This is a genomic window from Pseudomonas furukawaii (genome assembly GCF_002355475.1).
Lineage (GTDB): Bacteria > Pseudomonadota > Gammaproteobacteria > Pseudomonadales > Pseudomonadaceae > Metapseudomonas > Metapseudomonas furukawaii.
Genome location: NZ_AP014862.1, coordinates 3,215,867 through 3,232,865, shown reverse-complemented (window position 1 = coordinate 3,232,865; position 16,999 = coordinate 3,215,867). Strand labels below are relative to the sequence as shown.

The window sequence follows — 16,999 nt, the reverse complement described above, 5'->3', positions numbered from 1 at the left end:
CAGATCTGCAATCCGTGATCCTTGAAAGACAATGCGAGGGCGTCGTCTTATTTACCTAAATAATTGTTTTTAAAGCATTAAGTTAAAATATTCCGGTGCTGGAACGGCTCTTGCTGGGCAATTGGCAAGTCATAACCCGAGAGCAAGAGTTGCCGATGCACAGCATTCCTTCCCCTTCATCCTGCCCGGCCCGGGTCGACGTTCCGGACGCCCTGGCGGCTCTGGCGCGCTTCATCACCCTGCGCCTGGGTTGCGAGCGCGTCCAGATCGACGCCTGCCAGCGCCTGTCCGGCGGTGCCATCCAGGAAAACTGGCTGATTCGGGCCAGGGTGCTCAATGGCGGTTTGCAGGCCGATCGACGCTGGGTACTGCGCACCGATTCGCCATCGTCCGTCGCCGCCAGCATGGAGCGCTCCCAGGAGTTCGCGGTGCTGCGAGCGGTCCATCAGGCAGGCGTGAAGGTGCCGGAGCCGCTCTGGCTCTGCCAGGACGCCACCGTGCTCGGCCGGGACTTCTTCCTGATGCAGGCCCTGGGTGGCAGCGCCAATGGCCACCGTCTCAGCACCGACCCGGAACTGGAACCCATGCGCAAGGGCCTGTGCCATGAGCTGGGGGCGAGCCTGGCGCGCCTGCACGGCATCACGCCGGATCACCCCGAACTGGGCTTCCTGCCAACGCCGGCGCCGGACCCGGTGCAGGCCAGCATCGACCAGTACCGCCACTACCTCGATGCCTTACCGGGGAGTCACCCGGTGATCGAGTGGGGGCTGCGCTGGTGCGAACTGAACCGTCCGCAACCACGGCCTTCGCGCCTGATCCACCGTGATTACCGCACGGGCAATTACATGGTGGAGGCGGGGCACCTGGCCGGCGTCCTGGATTGGGAGTTCGCCGGCTGGGGCGATCCACGCGAGGACCTTGGCTGGTTCACCGCACGCTGCTGGCGATTCGCCCGTCCTGACCGTGAGGCTGGCGGAGTCGGCGCCCTGGAGGACTTTCTCGGGGGATACCAGGAGGAGTCAGGCTACCGACCGGACCGGGACGAGTTGCGCTATTGGCAGTTGATGGCGCACTTGCGCTGGGCCGTGGTGGCCTTGCAGCAGGTCCAGCGCCATCTGAGCGGACAGCAGCAGTCCCTGGAGCTGGCCCTGACCGGGCGCATGGTTCCGGAACTGGAGCAGGAGATCCTCAAGCTGAGTGGAGCCCCGACATGACCAGGCCCGATGCCACCGAACTCCTGACCACCGCGCGCTGCCTGCTCCTTGAGGGGCTGCTGCCGGCTTTGCCGTCCGAGTTGGGTTATGACGCCCGGATGATCGCCAGCGCGCTTGCCATGGCGGCCCGCGAGATCGAACTGGGCCCCCAGGCGGCCGAGCTCGAAGAGGGTGCCCTGGCCCGCGTGCTGGAACCGCACGGGCTGGCCGGGTTGACCCGGGAGGATGCCCGGGCGTTGCTGAGCCAGTTCATTCGAGAGGGCGTATTCGACCGTCCCGGCCCTGACCGGCAGCGCCTGCTGGAGGCCCTGGGGGCGATCACCCGCGCCCGGCTGCGGATCAGCAATCCGAAGGTGCTCGACCATGACCGCTGACTCCCGGCCGACCGTTCGACGGCGCTGCTACCTGGTGCGTCATGGGCAGGTCGATTACTTCGACGAGCAAGGCCGGCCCCTCGATCCACGTGGTGTTTCGCTATCGCGCACCGGGACGCACCAGGCCCGGGCCCTGGGGCAGGTGTTGCAGGGGGTGCGATTGGGCCGGGCCCTCTGCTCCGACTACCCCCGCGCCCGCCAGACCCTCGATCTGGTGCTGATGGAGCGCGACATGCCCATCGAGTCGCTGCCGGAGCTACGCGAGATCCGCGCCGGGCGCCTGCGAGAGATTCCCCGGGAAGAGCTGCGGGATCGGGTACTCGGCACCTATCGCAGCGCCGGTGACCCCGGCGCCAGTTTCCTGGGCGGTGAGCGCTGGGATGCTTTCCAGGCCAGGGTGCTGAGCCGGTTCCTCGAACTGCTCCAGGACCCCGGCTGGGAACACCTGCTGATCGTCAGCCACGACGCGGTAAACCGGATCCTGCTGGGCTGGGCCACAGGACTGGGGCTGTCCGGCATCGCGGCGTTCGAGCAGGACAACGCTTGCCTCAACGTCATCGATATCGACATGCAGGACTGCCAGGTCGTGGGCGCCATGGTCCGCCTGCTCAATTTCACGCCCTACGACCCCCACAAGGCCGGCATCCACGAAACCGTCCTCGAACACCTTTTCAGCGCCATTCAGCCAGATGGGCTGAAGGCGTGAGCCACCCCTGAGGAACCCTTAGATGAACTTTTCCCTTCCAGATGACCTGCTGGCCCTGCAATCCCGTGTCCGTGAGTTCATCGCGCGCGAGATCCTGCCCATGGAGCAGGACCCCCGACAGACCGCTCACGGCCCCCGCGCGGATTTGCGTCAGGAGCTGGTGGCCAAGGCCCGCAGCTGGGGGCTGCTGACACCCCATGCGTCCCGTGAGATGGGTGGGCTCGGCCTCTCCCACGTCGCCAAGGCGGTGCTGTTCGAGGAGGCGGCCTATTCGCCGCTCGGTCCGACGGCCATGAATATCCACGCGCCGGACGAAGGCAATATCCACCTGATGGAAGTGGTGGCCACCGAGGCCCAGAAGGACCGCTGGTTGCGTCCGCTGGTCCAGGGCCATATCCGCTCCTGCTTCGCCATGACCGAACCGGCGCCGGGCGCGGGCTCCGATCCTTCCATGCTCGCGACCACCGCCGTGCGCGATGGCGACCATTACGTCATCAACGGACAGAAGTGGCTGATCACCGGAGCGGAGGGGGCCAGCTTCGCGATCATCATGGCGCGTACCGAGGACGGAAACGCCACCATGTTCCTCACCGACACCGATCGCCCCGGTTTCAGGCTGGAACGGATGATGGATTCCCTGGATACCTGCTTCACCGGCGGGCATGCGGTGCTGCGCTTCGAAAACCTGAGGGTGCCGGCCTCCGACGTGCTGGGCGAAGTGGGCAAGGGCTTCCGCTATGCGCAGGTGCGCCTGGCGCCGGCTCGCCTGACCCACTGCATGCGCTGGCTGGGGCAAGCCCGTCGAGCCCATGACGTGGCCTGCGCCTATGCGGCGCGGCGCGAATCCTTTGGCCGGAAGCTGGGCGAACACCAGGGCGTGGGCTTCATGCTGGCGGACAACGAGATGGACCTGCTCACCACCCGGCTCGCCATCTGGCACTGCGCCTGGGTGCTGGACCAGGGCGAGCGGGGCAATACCGAATCGAGCATGGTCAAGGTGATCAGCTCCGAGGGCATCTGGCGAGTGATCGATCGCAGTGTCCAGGTACTGGGAGGCCAGGGTGTGACCAGCGAGGCGATCGTCGATCGGATCTTCCGGGATGCGCGGGGGTTCCGGATCTATGACGGTCCCAACGAGGTGCACCGCATGAGCCTGGCGAAGAAGATCCTCGCTCGTGGGCAAGGCGGTGCCGACTGAGCCTGTCTCCCCTGAAGACCTTCGACCTGAGCGGCCGCCGCCCATTGGTGACTGGCGCATCCAGTGGCCTGGGCCGGCCAGCTTCTGAAACTGGCCAGACCCGGGGCTGAGGAGTCGTGCCGAGCTCGGACGTCAGCCGACAACGCGCCTAGCGTTTCAGCTTCACCGGCTGCACCAATGCTTCCTTGCCATCCGAGAGCAGCCAGGCCACCAGCGTGGCGGGTTCGCTGTCGCTGGCGTTGCGGGTGACGCGGTGCAGCTGCCCGGGGTGTTCGTACCAGGCGTCGCCGGCCTTGTAGCGGCGCGGGGGGTGGCCGTCGAGGGCGGATTCCACCTCGCCGCTCAGCACCACGGCGAACACATGGCCCGGATGGCGATGGGCGGTGGAGGTCGCACCGGGGGCGAAGTCGACGCGAAGCGCCGTGGCGTGAGAGAAGGCCTTGGGCGGCAGGGTGGTCCGGGCGATGGAGGTGACCACCTCTTCGCCGGCCCCGTCGCCGTGGGCCAGGACGGGCGTAGCGAGCAGGGTGGCGACGGCGACGCAAAGGGCTTTGGCGTAGGGGTTCATGGTCTTCACTCCGGTTGCATCCCGAAACCGACACCGAAGCGATTCCAGGCGTTGATGGCGGCGATGACGAAGGTCAGTTCGGCCAGTTCCCGGTCATCAAAGACCGCCGCGACCTGCCGATAGACGTCCTCCGGTGCGCGGGTGCTGGCCACCAGGGTCAGGGTCTCGGCCCAGAGCAGCGCGGCCCGCTCGCGTTCGTCGAAGAAGGGCGTTTCCTGCCACACCGCGATGGCCATCAGTCGCTTAAGGCTTTCCCCGGCCTTGGCCGCTTCCCGGGTGTGCAGGTCCACGCAGTAGGCGCAGCCGTTGATCTGCGAGGCGCGGATCCGCACCAGTTCTCTCAGGGGCGCTGGCAGCACCGATTCGGACGTGGCTTTCTCGAGGCCGATCATGGCCTTCATCACCTGGGGTGCGGCTTGGTAGTAGTCGAGGCGTTGCGTGCTCATGTTCATGCTCCGGGTTGCCGAGGAGGTTCGGTCTGGCGATCACTTTATTGAGCGTAAATTGATGAATAAACTCGGTGAATTCGTTTTCACCGTACGGAAAACCGGACAAATATGGCCTTCGATCGACTGGAAGCGATGCGCGCCTTCTGCCGTATCGTCGAATTGGGGAGCTTCACCCGGGCGGCGGACGCCCTGGGCCTGGCGAAGACCACCGTCTCCGGCCAGATACTGGGGCTGGAGTCGCTGCTCGGGGTCAAGCTGCTGCACCGCACCACGCGCCGCGTCACGCCCACCACCGACGGTGCCGCCTACTACGAGCGCGCCCGCGCGCTGCTGGACGATATCGATGAGCTGGAAGCGGCGGTGGCGCAGAACCGCACCGTGGCGCGGGGGCGGGTGCGGGTGGAGATGCCGTCGCCGGTGGGCATCTGCCTGGTGATTCCGGCACTGCCGGATTTCGCCGCGCGGCATCCCGAGGTGCGGCTGGATATCGGTTGCAGCGAGCGGGTGGTGGACCTGGTGCAGGAGGGCGTGGACTGCGCCCTGCGCGGCGGGCCGGTGACGGACCCGGACCTGGTCTGCCGGCCGGTGGGGCTGATGCGTTTCTGCCTGTGCGCGGCGCCGAGCTATCTCCGGGACAGCGCGCCGCTGCTCACGCCCGACGACCTGCCCCAGCAGCGCTTCCTGGGCTTCACCTTCCCGGGCGGCAAGCCCATGACGCCGTCGCTGGAGTGCGGCGAGCGGCGCTACAGCATCGACCAGACACCCGTGATGCGCTTCAACCACGGGGGCAGTTACCTGACGGCCGCCCTCGCCGGGCTGGGCGTCGTCTGCGTCCCCCGGGCCGAGGCCCGTCCGCACCTGGACACAGGCGCCCTGGTGGAGCTGCTGCCGGATTGGACGCCCGGGAGCATGCCCATCAGCCTCGTGTATCCCCAGACCCGGCACCTGTCTCCCCGCGTGCGGGCCTTCGCCGACTGGGCCGCCGCGCTGATGGCGGGCGACCCGCTATGGCGCCTGCCGGCCGCCTGAGGGCCTTCAATCGGCGAAGAGTTCCACCATCAGTTGCCGCAGCCAGCGATTGGCCGGATCGCGGTGGTATTTCGCGTGCCAGAACAGGTTGATGTCGATCTCCGGCAGTCGAGCCGGGTGGGGCAGGGCCACCAGGCCGAAGGGCTCGACGCAGGACTCGGCGAAACGCTCCGGCACCGTGGCCAGCAGGTCGGTGCGCTGGAGGATGTGGCCGACCGCGACGAAGTGGGGCACCTCCAGGCGGATGTCCCGCTGGATACCCAGGCGCGCCATGTGGGCGTCCACCTCGCCGTGGCCGGTGGTGGCGGCGACCACCCGCACGTGGCCGTGCTCGCAGAAGCGCTCCAGGGTCAGCGGCTGGCGGGTGACGGGGTGATCGCGACGGCACATGCAGACGTAGCGGTGGTGGAACAGGCGGCGGGTGAAGAAGCCGGCCTGGAGGTTCGGCAGCAGCCCCACGGCCAGGTCGACGGTGCCGTTCTGCAGGGCCTCGATCAGCGAGACCGAGGTGTTGCGCACGGTGCTGATTCGGCAGCCGGGTGCCAGGCGCGTCAGGGCGTCCATCAGTCGGGGGGTGAAGTAGATCTCGCCAATGTCGGTCATGGCGAGGGTGAAGGTGCGCTCGGCGCTGGCGGGCTCGAAGCTGTCCTGGCGGCCCAGCGCTTCCCGCAGGGTGTGGATCGCCAGGGAGACGGGCTCCGCCAGTTGCTCGGCGTAGGGCGTGGGGGCCATGCCCTGGTAGGTGCGTACGAACAGGTCGTCCTGCAGGCTGGTGCGCAGACGCTTGAGGGCGTTGCTGACGGCGGGCTGGGTGAGCCCCAGGTTGTCCGCCGCGGTGGAGACGCGGCGGTCGATCAGCAATTGGTTGAAGACCACCAGCAGGTTCAGGTCCAGATCACGGATATCCATGGCAGCGCTCGTGGCTCGGAGGAATATTCACAAGTGGAATAGTCTGTATGCGAGTCGCTGCATTTATCAATATTGGTCCAGTACCCATGATGGTCCCACTCCAACAACAACAGCCTGGGTACCCCCATGACCACACAGCCAGCCTTGCGCATCGGCATCATCGGCGGCGGAATTTCCGGCGTCGCCCTGGCACTGGACCTGTGCCGCCACTCGCACCTCGAGGTCCAGCTCTTCGAATCCGCCCCCGCCTTCGGTGAAGTCGGCGCCGGCGTGTCCTTCGGCGCCAACGCCGTCCGCGCCATCGCCGGCCTCGGCCTGGCCGAGCCCTACGCCCAGGTTGCCGACCGCACCCCCGAGCCCTGGCAGGACATCTGGTTCGAGTGGCGCCGGGGCAGCGACGCCGGCTACCTGGGGGCCAGCGTGGCGCCCGGCGTGGGCCAGTCCTCGGTGCACCGCGCCGACTTCCTCGATGTGCTGGCCAGCCGCCTGCCCGAGGGCGTGGCCCGCTTCAACAAGCGCGCGGTCGCCGTGGAGCAGGAGGGCGCCGGAGTGCGCGTGCGCTTCACCGATGGCAGCGACTACCGGGGCGACCTGCTGATCGCCGCCGACGGCATCAAGTCGGCCCTGCGCAACCATGTGCTGGAAGGCATCGGCGCGGCGCCTGCCGCACCGCGCTTCACCGGCACCTGTGCCTACCGGGGCATGATCGACAGCCTGCGCCTGCGCGAGGCCTACCGCGCCGCCGGGGTGGACGAGCACCTGGTGGACGTGCCGCAGATGTACCTCGGGCTGGACGGCCACATCCTCACCTTCCCGGTGAAGCAGGGCCGCGTCATCAATGTGGTGGCCTTCATCTCCGACCGCAGCCGGCCCGATCCGCAGTGGCCGGCGGACGCGCCCTGGGTGCGCGAGGCCAGCCAGCGGGAAATGCTCGACGCCTTCGCCGGCTGGGGCGACGCCGCGCGGGTGTTGCTGGAATGCATTCCGGCGCCCACCCACTGGGCGCTCCACGACCTGGCCGAGCTACCGGGCTACGTCCACGGCCGCGTCGCGCTGATCGGCGATGCCGCCCACGCCATGTTGCCGCACCAAGGCGCGGGTGCCGGGCAGGGCCTTGAAGATGCCTGGTTCCTGGCACGCCTGCTGGGTGATCCGCGCGCGCGGGATGCCGCGCCGGAGGCGCTGCTGGCGGCCTATGACGCGCTCCGTCGTCCCCGTGCCTGCCGGGTGCAGCGCACCTCCTGGGAGGCCGGCGAGCTTTACGAATTGCGGGACCCGCAGGTCGGCAACGACGAACAGGCCCTGGGCGCCACCCTGGCCAGCCGCTTCGACTGGCTGTGGAACCACGACCTGGAGGCCGACCTGGCCGATGCCCGGCGCCGACTGGGTTGGGAGGCGCTGAGCCACTGCGCCTGACCCCGACGCCCTCACCGGAAGGCGGCCCCGATGCCGCCTCCGGCTCTATAACAACGACAAGAAGAGCCAAGCCATGCGTGATATCGACGTTTCCGCCCTGCTGGACGGGGCCCGCTTCAATGCCTTCCATGGGCGCGTGCTGTTCTGGTGCGCGCTGATCATCATTTTCGACGGCTACGACCTGGTCATCTACGGCGTGGTATTGCCGGCGCTGATGCAGGCCTGGAACCTCAGCGCCCTGGAGGCCGGTCTGCTCGGCAGCTGCGCCCTGGTGGGGATGATGCTGGGCGCGCTGTTCTTCGGTCCGCTGTCGGACCGCATCGGCCGCCGCCGCACCATCATGACCTGCGTGATCCTCTTCAGCGGCTTCACCGTCATCAACGGCTTCGCCCGCAGCCCCGAAGAGTTCGCGGCCTGCCGCTTCATCGCCGGACTGGGGATCGGCGGCGTCATGCCCAATGTGGTGGCGCTGATGAACGAGTACGCGCCGAAGAAGATCCGCAGCACCCTGGTGGCCATCATGTTCAGCGGCTACTCGGTGGGCGGCATGCTGTCGGCCGGGCTCGGCATGGCGCTGATGCCCACCTGGGGCTGGCAGTCGGTGTTCTTCGTGGCGGTGGTGCCGCTGCTGGTGCTGCCCCTGCTGGTGCGTCAGTTGCCGGAGTCCATCAACTTCCTGCTGCGCAGGGGGGACCAGGCGCGGGCCCGCGGCCTGCTCCAGCGTGCGCTGCCGGATCACGACCTGATGCCGGAGGATCGCCTGGTGGCGGCCCAGGGGCAGGGGAGCAAGGTGGCGATTTCCCAGTTGTTCCACGACGGTCGCACCCTCAACACCCTGATGCTCTGGCTGGCCTTCTTCTGCTGCCTGCTGATGGTCTACGCCCTGGGCTCCTGGCTGCCGAAGCTGATGACCGCCGCCGGCTACGGCCTGAACTCCAGCCTTGCGTTCCTGCTGGTGCTGAACTTCGGGGCCATCTTCGGCGCCATCGGAGGCGGCTGGCTGGGTGACCGCATCGGCCTCGGCCGGGTGCTGCTGGGCTTCTTCGCCACCGGTGCCCTGTCCCTGGCGCTGCTGGCATTGAAATCCCCGTTGCCGGTGCTCTATGGGCTCATCGGTATCGCCGGCGCCTGCACCATCGGCACCCAGATCCTCGCCAATGCCTGCACGGTGCAGTTCTACCCGGCGCATATCCGCTCCACGGGCCTCGGCTGGGCCATGGGCGTGGGTCGCATCGGCGCCATCATCGGCCCGCTGCTGGGTGGTGCCCTGCATGCCGCGCAACTCCCGCTGCAGGCGAGCTTCCTCGCCTTCGCCGCGCCGGGCGTGGTCGGCGCCCTGGCGATCCTGGTGTTCCTCCGGCACCGGCCGGGGCAGGGCGCTCCGCACGTCGGGCGGTCGATCCCCTCTACGGCCAGCTGATCCGGGGCTCGCGAAGCGAAGCCGCTTCGCGAGCAGGTTCGCTCATGGGGGCACGTCCGTAGGTGCCGGCTCGCCGGCGAACGATGCGGGCGGCTGGTTCGCGAGCGAGCTCGCTTGTATGTCGTAAGGTGGGTCTGTCGGGGGTGGAGGGACTGAGCTCGCTTCTGCAAGACAGACGGTAGGAGAACTCCCCCACTCCTGGCTCACGACAAGCGCCGATAAGGAATCCATCGACTCGAGTAGCCGCTCGAGATCGACCATATCTGCAAGCCTGCGCACAGGTGAGCCCCCCGACAGACTCATTCATCTTGTCGGCCGGAATCGCACATGACAACCCAATCCCCCATCATCGGCATCGACGTGGCCAAGGACAGCCTGAGCCTGTATCGCGCCGACCTGGACCAGTACTGCACCCTGGACAATGACGCCCGCAGCATCCGCGCCTGGCTGAAGACGCTCCCCGGCGACTGTGCCTTGGCAGTGGAAGCCACCAGCACCTATCACGTGCAGCTGGTCGACCTGGCCCATGCGCGTGGTCATCGCCTCTATGTCATTGATGGCTATCGCCTGAGCAATTACCGCAAGGGCATCGGTGGCCGCATCAAGACCGACGCCAGCGATGCCCGTCTACTGGCCCGTTATCTGGCCCACGAACAGGCCCAACTGCGGGTCTGGCAACCCGCCGGCAAGGCTTACCGGCTGCTGCAAAGCCTGCTGCGACGCCGGGCGACGCTGATCCGCAGTGCCACGGCGCTGCGCCAGAGCTTTGGCCATGACACCCAGTTCAAGGTGTCGATGAAAGCGGCGCTCAGCTCCCTCAAGCGCCTGGAGCAGCGCCTCGATCAGGACATTGCCCAGGCCCTGAAGGACGCTGGCCTGGCCGAGCAGGCCAAGCGTTGCCGGGCCATTGAAGGCATCGGCCCGCTAACCGCAGCAGCCCTGAACATGGCCTTTCAGCGTGGCCCCTTCCGCAACAGCGACGCCTTCATCGCCTTCCTGGGCCTGGATGTGCGCGCGAAGGAATCGGGGCGCTACAGCGGACGCCGCAAGTTGAGCAAACAGGGCGATCCGGAGGTCCGGCGGCTGCTACACAATGCCGCCATGGCCGCCAGTCGCACCAAAGCTTGGCAGAAGCTCTATCTGGGCTACCTGGAGCGTGGTCTGAAAAAGACCGAAGCCCTGACCATCCTGGCACGGAAACTGGCTCGAATTGCCTTCGCCCTCATGAAGACCCAGCAGCCGTATCGGTCACCAACCTGTACGGCGGGGTAGACATAGAATCTCCTACGAGGACCCTGGTTACCTGGCTGGATCATGGGGCCCATCAGGTGCAATAGGCGGCACCTTCACGTCGCAGGAATGCGCCGAGCGAAGCGGGTCTGATCGCGGGGGATGAATGCCGGGGAATCCCCGCGCGCGGCCTCAAGCGGGTCACGGGGCAGAGTGTGCCCAAGGCTTTCTGACATTCCCCGCCCAGTTTCAGATCCTTCCTATTTCTTTTCGATATCCCCATCCCGAGCCTTGAAGCCAGGCGTTCGCCCATCTCCTGGCTCACGGGCGGTCGGCGCCATTCACGGCCGGAAACGCAGAGCGCGCTTCGGGTCCAGAGGAACGACAACGGGAAGGAAATCGGCATGGCAATCGGGTACTTCATCCGCGCAGGCGACAAGACCACCTGTGGAGGCACGGTGTTGGAGGGCGACACGGCGGTCATGATGCGCGGCATCGCGCACTCACGCGAGGGTGACCGTGTTAGCTGCGGAAAGGATGGAAAGGTCTATCAGATAGTCGGCGGCATCGCGTACATGCGCAGCCATGGGAGAAGGGTGGCAGGCTCCCTGGACAGCATCAGTGGCTGTCCCTGCAAGGCGCAGTTGATTCCATCGCTGACGAGCGCCCAGTACAACTCGAATCGGAGCACCACCACCAGGGAGGCCAGTCCCGCTCCAAGTGCAGCAGCCTCCTTCGGGGCCGCTCCCCCCGTCAGGGATTTCTCGCCGACGCCGAACAGCCCACGGATAGAGGATCAGGCTGAAAGAAGGCAGCAAGACGTCGGCATCGTCCTGCGCCTGGGCCTGTTCTTCGACGGCACCGGTAACAACCTGGCCAACTCGGCGCTTACCGAAGAGTGCCGCCGGGAAGATCTCCGGCAGTTCGACGAAAATGCCCTGAACGCCATAGTCGCCTACTGCACCCGCTACGGTTATCGCGATCCGGACGAGGAGGGCCTGTTCCGTACCACCCCGGATAGCAGCTATGGCAATGCGGCGAGCAATGTGGCGCATCTGTACGCCCTGTATCCAGACAATGCCACCACGCCCATCGCGGCCGGCGAAGAAACCGCCTATGTGCGGCTCTACATCGAAGGCATCGGCACCACCAGTGAAGGCTCGGACTCCGTATTGCCGGCTCAGGCCAGTGGGCGAGGGGAGACCGGCATCCTGCATCGGGTAGCGCAAAGCCCGGATATGATCAGAGCACAACTGCGCCGCTTCCTGGAGACCAACCCGGGCACGCACATCCGCCATCTGGAGTTCGACATCTTCGGGTTCAGCCGGGGCGCGGCGGCGGCTCGGCATTTCGCCAATGAAGTGCTCAAGCCCCGTGGTGGCCTGCTGGCCGAGGTGCTGCGTCCCGGCCTGTTCGGACTGGTCAGCGGGTTCGACTGGCAGCGCCATGTGCGGCTCAACTTCATCGGCCTGTTCGACACGGTGGCGGCCACCGTCGACCCTTTGCGCGGCGATTGGAGTGCGGCCAACGCCGACAACCCCGGCATCAACCTCTACCTGCCGCCCGGCTGCGCCCGCAAGGTGGTGCAACTGGCCGCCGGTGCCGAGCTGCGCTGGAACTTCGCCCTCAACAGCGTGGCGCCCCATCACCAGGAAATCACCCTGCCGGGCGTCCATTCGGATATCGGAGGTGGCTACCCGCCGTTGATGGAGGAACGGCTGCTCCTCTCCCGGCCCGCTACCGCGACGGAGCGCTTCGGCCGGCCCCTGGAGGCCAGCCCGGCCTGGCGGGACGCCCAGGACGCAATGGCGCATTACCGCCAACTGGGCCTGCCCGGCGACGGCGAACTCAAGGTCGCGGCCTGGTCGCGCAAGAGCACCCACCCCACCCGCGAGAGGGCCGATACCCAGGAGGCCCTGGTGGGCGTTGCCATCCGCCGACGGGTGCGGGGCGAGCTGTCACGGGTGGCGCTGCGGGCCATGCGTGAGCTGGCCGTGAAACATGGCGTGCCGTTCAAGTCAGTGCCGGAGACGAAGGAATTTGCCTTGCCGGATGACCTGCTTCCGATCGCTGAAAAAATCCTCGCCCATGTCCGTGGCGGCGTGAGTCAACTGACCCAGGAGGACCTGCGCCACCTCTGGGCGCGCTATATCCACCTGTCCGCCCACTGGACACCCAGCAAGGGACTGCTGGTCAACAAGCCCGCACCTAACCGGCGGCTGATCTTCAACAACAAACCGCACGCGGGGTATCCGGAATGAAGCGCCTGATGCTGGCCCTCGCCATCGTCGCCCTGGTCGGCTGTGCCGCTGGCCAGGGGCGCCCACGGCTGCCCTACGACTACTGGTATGTCGGCATTGCCGCACCACGCTACATGGAGGTCTGGGTGGAAAGCGTGGATGTGATCGACCGCCGTGGGCTGGCGTTCTTCCATATTCACGGCGGGGTTGTCGGCTACACCGGTAACCCGGTCGGCTGGCACAAGGGAGGCGGAGCCATGAAGCAGGCGTCCAATGTCGATCTGCCGGAAACGCTTTTCGTGCGCTGGCAATCCCTGGTGGAGCCGCAGGTCTACAAGCTGCGCATCGACATTCCGCAATGGGTGCGTGACGAGATGGTCAAGCCGCAACGGGCCTTCTGCCGGGCCGACGGCAAGTGGATCGATAATCTCTACCGCTACGACATCTCCATCGGCATGGCCCCGGGCGGCATTGCCAAGGCCTGGGTAGGCGGGCCTTGCCTGTCGAATATCGAGATAGGCCGTTACCAGGCCAAGATCGATCCACGCGGGCCATCAGAAGGTAAAACCAACGGGCGATATGCGTGGCCTTCTCTCGAGCCCGAGTCAGAGGCCTACATCAAGGAGCACGGCATTCCCTATGGCTCCTGGTAATCGCCCAATTCGCCAAACACCCAGCAAGGGACTGCTGGTCAACAAGCCCGCACCCAATCGGCGGCTGATCTTCAACAACAAACCGCAAGCGGGGTATCCGGAATGAAGCGCCTGATGCTGGCCCTCGCCATCGTCGCCCTGGCCGGCTGTGCCGCCGGCCAGGGGCGCCCACGGCTGCCCTATGACTACTGGTATGTCGGAATAGGGGCGCCACGCTATATGGAGGTCTGGGTGGAAAGCGTGGATGTGATCGACCGTCGAGGTTTGGCCTACTTCGATATCCATGGCGGCGTCGTGGCTTACAACGACAAAGTGCCCGGCTGGTACGACGGTGGCGGCAAGATGATGCCCGTCAGCAATGTCGACCTGCCGGAAACGCTCTTCGTGCGCTGGCAATCCCTGGTGGAGCCGCAGGTCTACAAGCTGCGCGTCGCCATTCCGCAATGGGTGCGTGACGAGATGGTCAAGCCGCAACGCACCTACTGCCAGGGTTCAAAAAGCTGGGAAACCGATTATCGAAAGATGATTTCCATCGGCATGGCCCCGGGCGGCATTGCCAAGGCCTGGGTAGGCGGGCCTTGCCTGTCGAATATCGAGATAGGCCGTTACCAGGCCAAGATCGATCCACGCGGGCCTTATGAGGGCAATTCCAGCGGCCGCTACTACCGCCCACCTACCGAGGCCGCACAGTCCTACATCAAGGAGCACGGCATTCCCTATGGCTCCTGGTAGCACCCGAGCGATGCAAGTGGGGCTGTTGCCGATGGTGGATCCGCAGTATCCCGGCGTCCTGCAGGCCCCGCAGAAGCCGGGTTCGCGCACCGAAGCCGCTTCGCGAGCACGCTCGCTCCACGGGGCGTGGGGCCAATTGCCGGGCGTCGGGGGCGCGATTATCTTGCGGGCGAGGTTTGAAAGTCGTCGTAACCTCGCCTAAACATTGAGTAAGTTCGCGCGTCGTGCAGCGGTGAACTCGCACGGGATGTCGCGCGTCCATAAAGACCCATGACCAAGGAATGAAACGCATGAAGAACAAACTGATTGGCAAGGCCGTGATTTTCGGGCTTCTCAGCACCGCGAGCGTACTGGTCCAGGCTGAATCGGCCGGTGGCAAAGGTTGCGGCTGGGGGAACATGGTTTTCGAAGGGCAGCGCGGCCTGGTTCCGCACCTGCTGGCCACCACCACCAACGGCACCTCGGGTAACGCCACCTTCGGCCTCACCTCGGGTACCAACGGCTGCGATTCCAGCGTCAGGCTCGGCTACGGCGGTCGTTCGCTGTTCGCCATGAACGGCATGCTGGACAACATCGCGGAAGACATGGCTCAGGGCCAGGGCGAGGCGCTGGATGCCTATGCCACGCTGCTGGGGGTGGAACAGGCTGACCGCGCGCATTTCGCCAAGGTCACCCATGAGCACTTCTCCACCATCTTCGCCAGCCCGGATGCGACCGGCGAGCAGGTGCTGGCCGCCACCCTCGACGTGATGAGCCGCGACCAGCAACTGGCTCGCTACGCCAAGCTGCCGAGCTGATCGTTTCTGGTTGAGAGAATGCCCTCTTCGGAGGGCATTCTGCTTTCTGGACGTCGGTGCCTTTGTCAGTACGGCGGTACCCCGGTGAATGATGCGGATGGGTTCGCGGGCAAGCCCGCTCCTCCGGGGTGAGGCTAGAGCGCAGCGAAACCCATCACCATGCCTGCTGGCCCGGGTAGCACGGGTCTTGCCCATTCCCGACGGCCCCCCTATCCTGCGCCGGCCACGGTCAATCCCGTGGCCGGGTTTGACAGCCTGGAACTAACGGGCGCGATTGCGCCAACGGTGCATGCGAAAACGGCGAACGTTTTTGCAGGCCTTTGTACGCATGCAGCTTTTCGAGGCTGCTCTGCTTTATGGCAGATCGCGCGGGGAGATCCTCGTGATCTGCCGGTTCCCGTTAGCCGGTCTGTCAACCCCGCGTGGTCTGCCCCCCACTCGGTTGACAGCGAAAGGTGGCAGCTCCCTATCCCATAACGGAGATCCGCCATGCAACTCGCCCACACGCCAATCCTCTTCTACCACCACGACCAGCCCCTGCGCGCCGTGATGATCGACCACCAGCCCTGGTTCATCGCCACCGACCTCTGCCGATTGATAGGCGCGCGTTATCCCCACCGACTGCTCAAGGCCCTGGAGCCTTTCGAGAAGCGCAGCCTTCTGCTGGAGTGCCCCGAAGTGCCTGCCGTGGAGGTGGACGCCATCAGCGATGCCGGCGCCTACAAGGCGCTGCTGCGCTTCGACACGCCGGAGAACCGCGAGGTGGCGCGCTGGATGAGCGAGGTGCTGGTGCCGACGCTGCATGACTATCACCGCGACCCGGACGCCGAGCCACGTCGGAGCTTCCTGCTCTGGGCGGACCAGCGCATCGGCGTGGTGAAGTGGCAGCGCGAGGTCTGGGTCGCCTGGCGCGACCTGCCCGTGTTCATGGAGGAGGGCGCGGAGGTGCGGCCGGGTTAGCCCGAGCCCGCTAGGCCCATTGCGGGACGCCGGCGTTCGCTTCGCTGGCCGGTGCATGGAGACCGGCCAGCCCCTGTGTTTCAGGGTTGTCGGGAGTATCCGGCGAGCAGGTCCGCTTCCTGCGCTACACATTCGCTCAACCAGTGCGACACGGTCCTGAACCGCGCGACCTGGCCGGCATCCTTGTGGCTGAGCAACCAGAGCTCCCGCTGGGATTCGGGCTCGTCCTGCATCCGGGTCAACCCCAGGCGCTCTCCGACGACACAGGGAAGCAGCGCCAGGCCGGCCCCCGCTTCGCACGCGCTGGCGATCATCGAAATGCTGGTCAGCCGAATCTTCTGCGTCGGCCCGATCCGCTCGAGCCATTGCATCTCCGCCAAACGGGACATGTCGTCCGGAAAGGACAGCCAGGGAAGTGTCGGCCAGTCCTTGCGCGTGGCGCCGGAGAAGCGACGGGCACCGTAGACCGCGAAGCCCAGCGTTCCGATCTTGCGCATCCGCAAGGCGGCGTCTGCCGTGGGCCGGTTGAGACGAATGGCGAGATCGGTTTCGCGTCGCGTGAACGAGAGTTCACGAAAGTCACCGATAAGGTTCAGTTCAAGTCGTGGATGCGTGGCCAGTAGCGCCGGAACATGGCGCACCAGCCAGTGACTGAGCAGCACGTCGATTGCGGTGATGTTGACCACGCCGGAAATGGCCTGTGCTTCTTCCCGGCTCTCCAGAAGCATCGTCTTGACGCGGTCGACCAGGGTATCGGCATGGGACAGGAAGATCGTTCCTCCGGCGGTGGGCTGATAGCCGGCGTGGTCGCGGACGAAGAGCTTGATGCCGAGGACGCGCTCGGCCGCCGCGAGGCGACGGCTGACCGTAGAAGTCACCAGGCCCAACTCACGTGCTGTCTGCGCCATGTTGCCGGACTCGGCGAGCTTGAGTAGCAGGGGAATGTCATTCCAATCGAAGTTCATGGCCAAGGTTTCCAGGCAAGCGATGCGCCAGATGCGTTGCGTGGATGCAACGCCGGATTGCTTTCATGGCTATTTAAGCAACGAATCGTTGGGCGTAGAACGTACCCGACGGATGAGGCATCCGCCGGGTACCGAGGAT

At 66.1% G+C, this 16,999-nt stretch carries 17 protein-coding genes; 13 read left to right on the top strand and 4 right to left on the bottom strand.

The window, feature by feature from the left end; genetic code table 11:
• Positions 1-155: 155 nt before the first annotated feature.
• From KF707C_RS15090 to KF707C_RS15075, 4 genes are read left to right on the top strand one after another with little or no spacing between them, the layout of a single operon-like run.
• Positions 156-1,214 (top strand): phosphotransferase family protein, encoded by a 1,059-nt coding sequence (locus KF707C_RS15090; RefSeq protein WP_003450522.1) that lies wholly within the window; start codon positions 156-158, stop codon positions 1,212-1,214.
• Positions 1,211-1,588: a DUF6285 domain-containing protein gene (locus tag KF707C_RS15085; protein WP_003450521.1), complete on the top strand. Its 378-nt coding sequence runs from the start codon at positions 1,211-1,213 to the stop codon at positions 1,586-1,588. The genes KF707C_RS15090 and KF707C_RS15085 overlap by 4 nt, the downstream gene beginning before the upstream one ends.
• Positions 1,578-2,294: a histidine phosphatase family protein gene (locus tag KF707C_RS15080; RefSeq protein WP_003450520.1), complete on the top strand. Its 717-nt coding sequence runs from the start codon at positions 1,578-1,580 to the stop codon at positions 2,292-2,294. Before KF707C_RS15085 ends, KF707C_RS15080 begins: the two co-directional genes overlap by 11 nt.
• 22 nt (positions 2,295-2,316) lie before the next feature.
• Positions 2,317-3,492 (top strand): acyl-CoA dehydrogenase family protein, encoded by a 1,176-nt coding sequence (locus KF707C_RS15075; protein WP_003450517.1) that lies wholly within the window; start codon positions 2,317-2,319, stop codon positions 3,490-3,492.
• A 148-nt stretch (positions 3,493-3,640) separates the two neighbouring features.
• Here KF707C_RS15075 and KF707C_RS15070 read toward each other — a convergent pair whose 3' ends face one another.
• Together KF707C_RS15070 and KF707C_RS15065 are read right to left on the bottom strand one after the other, a co-directional pair.
• Positions 3,641-4,060 (bottom strand): cupin domain-containing protein, encoded by a 420-nt coding sequence (locus KF707C_RS15070; protein ID WP_003450515.1) that lies wholly within the window; start codon positions 4,058-4,060, stop codon positions 3,641-3,643.
• Between the two features lie 5 nt (positions 4,061-4,065).
• Entirely contained in the window at positions 4,066-4,506 is a 441-nt protein-coding gene (locus KF707C_RS15065; RefSeq protein ID WP_003450513.1) for a carboxymuconolactone decarboxylase family protein, read from the bottom strand.
• Positions 4,507-4,617: 111 nt separating this feature from the next.
• Here KF707C_RS15065 and KF707C_RS15060 point away from each other — a divergent pair, with 111 nt between their 5' ends.
• The gene (locus KF707C_RS15060; protein ID WP_003450511.1) at positions 4,618-5,538 is read left to right on the top strand and encodes a LysR family transcriptional regulator; all 921 of its coding nucleotides are present in this window, start codon (positions 4,618-4,620) and stop codon (positions 5,536-5,538) included.
• 6 nt (positions 5,539-5,544) lie between these two features.
• On the opposite strand, the gene KF707C_RS15055 is transcribed toward KF707C_RS15060, so the two are convergent.
• Positions 5,545-6,447: a LysR family transcriptional regulator gene (locus KF707C_RS15055; RefSeq protein WP_003450508.1), complete on the bottom strand. Its 903-nt coding sequence runs from the start codon at positions 6,445-6,447 to the stop codon at positions 5,545-5,547.
• 126 nt (positions 6,448-6,573) lie between these two features.
• On the opposite strand from KF707C_RS15055, the gene salA reads away from it, so the two are divergent.
• From salA to KF707C_RS15010, 8 genes are all read left to right on the top strand, one after another.
• Positions 6,574-7,863, top strand: coding sequence for a salicylate 1-monooxygenase (salA, locus tag KF707C_RS15050; RefSeq protein ID WP_003450506.1), 1,290 nt, complete (start codon positions 6,574-6,576; stop codon positions 7,861-7,863).
• A gap of 73 nt (positions 7,864-7,936) precedes the next feature.
• Positions 7,937-9,283, top strand: coding sequence for an MFS transporter (locus KF707C_RS15045; RefSeq protein ID WP_003450504.1), 1,347 nt, complete (start codon positions 7,937-7,939; stop codon positions 9,281-9,283).
• Positions 9,284-9,610: 327 nt separating this feature from the next.
• Positions 9,611-10,555, top strand: coding sequence for an IS110 family RNA-guided transposase (locus KF707C_RS15040; RefSeq protein WP_003450664.1), 945 nt, complete (start codon positions 9,611-9,613; stop codon positions 10,553-10,555).
• 362 nt (positions 10,556-10,917) lie between these two features.
• Positions 10,918-12,774, top strand: a complete 1,857-nt coding sequence (locus tag KF707C_RS15035; RefSeq protein ID WP_069776288.1) for a PAAR domain-containing protein — start codon at positions 10,918-10,920, stop codon at positions 12,772-12,774.
• Positions 12,771-13,406, top strand: a complete 636-nt coding sequence (locus KF707C_RS15030) for a DUF2931 family protein (protein ID WP_003452185.1) — start codon at positions 12,771-12,773, stop codon at positions 13,404-13,406. Before KF707C_RS15035 ends, KF707C_RS15030 begins: the two co-directional genes overlap by 4 nt.
• Positions 13,407-13,508: 102 nt before the next feature.
• Complete coding sequence (locus tag KF707C_RS15025) at positions 13,509-14,138, top strand: DUF2931 family protein (protein ID WP_003452189.1); 630 nt, start codon at positions 13,509-13,511, stop codon at positions 14,136-14,138.
• A gap of 290 nt (positions 14,139-14,428) precedes the next feature.
• Positions 14,429-14,935: a DUF3015 domain-containing protein gene (locus tag KF707C_RS15015; protein ID WP_003452192.1), complete on the top strand. Its 507-nt coding sequence runs from the start codon at positions 14,429-14,431 to the stop codon at positions 14,933-14,935.
• A 489-nt stretch (positions 14,936-15,424) separates the two neighbouring features.
• Positions 15,425-15,895, top strand: a complete 471-nt coding sequence (locus tag KF707C_RS15010; RefSeq protein ID WP_003452194.1) for a BRO-N domain-containing protein — start codon at positions 15,425-15,427, stop codon at positions 15,893-15,895.
• Between the two features lie 80 nt (positions 15,896-15,975).
• Here KF707C_RS15010 and KF707C_RS15005 read toward each other — a convergent pair whose 3' ends face one another.
• Entirely contained in the window at positions 15,976-16,860 is an 885-nt protein-coding gene (locus tag KF707C_RS15005; RefSeq protein ID WP_003452195.1) for a LysR family transcriptional regulator, read from the bottom strand.
• Between the last annotated feature and the right edge of the window lie 139 nt (positions 16,861-16,999).

Coding starts and splice junctions, on each gene's coding strand:
- KF707C_RS15025 (WP_003452189.1), top strand. CDS start 13,509: ATGAAGCGCCTGATGCTGGCCCTCGCCATCGTCGCCCTGGCCGGCTGT.
- KF707C_RS15005 (WP_003452195.1), bottom strand. CDS start 16,860: ATGAACTTCGATTGGAATGACATTCCCCTGCTACTCAAGCTCGCCGAG.
- KF707C_RS15040 (WP_003450664.1), top strand. CDS start 9,611: ATGACAACCCAATCCCCCATCATCGGCATCGACGTGGCCAAGGACAGC.
- KF707C_RS15055 (WP_003450508.1), bottom strand. CDS start 6,447: ATGGATATCCGTGATCTGGACCTGAACCTGCTGGTGGTCTTCAACCAA.
- KF707C_RS15030 (WP_003452185.1), top strand. CDS start 12,771: ATGAAGCGCCTGATGCTGGCCCTCGCCATCGTCGCCCTGGTCGGCTGT.
- KF707C_RS15080 (WP_003450520.1), top strand. CDS start 1,578: ATGACCGCTGACTCCCGGCCGACCGTTCGACGGCGCTGCTACCTGGTG.
- KF707C_RS15075 (WP_003450517.1), top strand. CDS start 2,317: ATGAACTTTTCCCTTCCAGATGACCTGCTGGCCCTGCAATCCCGTGTC.
- salA (WP_003450506.1), top strand. CDS start 6,574: ATGACCACACAGCCAGCCTTGCGCATCGGCATCATCGGCGGCGGAATT.
- KF707C_RS15065 (WP_003450513.1), bottom strand. CDS start 4,506: ATGAGCACGCAACGCCTCGACTACTACCAAGCCGCACCCCAGGTGATG.
- KF707C_RS15010 (WP_003452194.1), top strand. CDS start 15,425: ATGCAACTCGCCCACACGCCAATCCTCTTCTACCACCACGACCAGCCC.
- KF707C_RS15085 (WP_003450521.1), top strand. CDS start 1,211: ATGACCAGGCCCGATGCCACCGAACTCCTGACCACCGCGCGCTGCCTG.
- KF707C_RS15035 (WP_069776288.1), top strand. CDS start 10,918: ATGGCAATCGGGTACTTCATCCGCGCAGGCGACAAGACCACCTGTGGA.
- KF707C_RS15090 (WP_003450522.1), top strand. CDS start 156: ATGCACAGCATTCCTTCCCCTTCATCCTGCCCGGCCCGGGTCGACGTT.
- KF707C_RS15070 (WP_003450515.1), bottom strand. CDS start 4,060: ATGAACCCCTACGCCAAAGCCCTTTGCGTCGCCGTCGCCACCCTGCTC.
- KF707C_RS15015 (WP_003452192.1), top strand. CDS start 14,429: ATGAAGAACAAACTGATTGGCAAGGCCGTGATTTTCGGGCTTCTCAGC.
- KF707C_RS15045 (WP_003450504.1), top strand. CDS start 7,937: ATGCGTGATATCGACGTTTCCGCCCTGCTGGACGGGGCCCGCTTCAAT.
- KF707C_RS15060 (WP_003450511.1), top strand. CDS start 4,618: ATGGCCTTCGATCGACTGGAAGCGATGCGCGCCTTCTGCCGTATCGTC.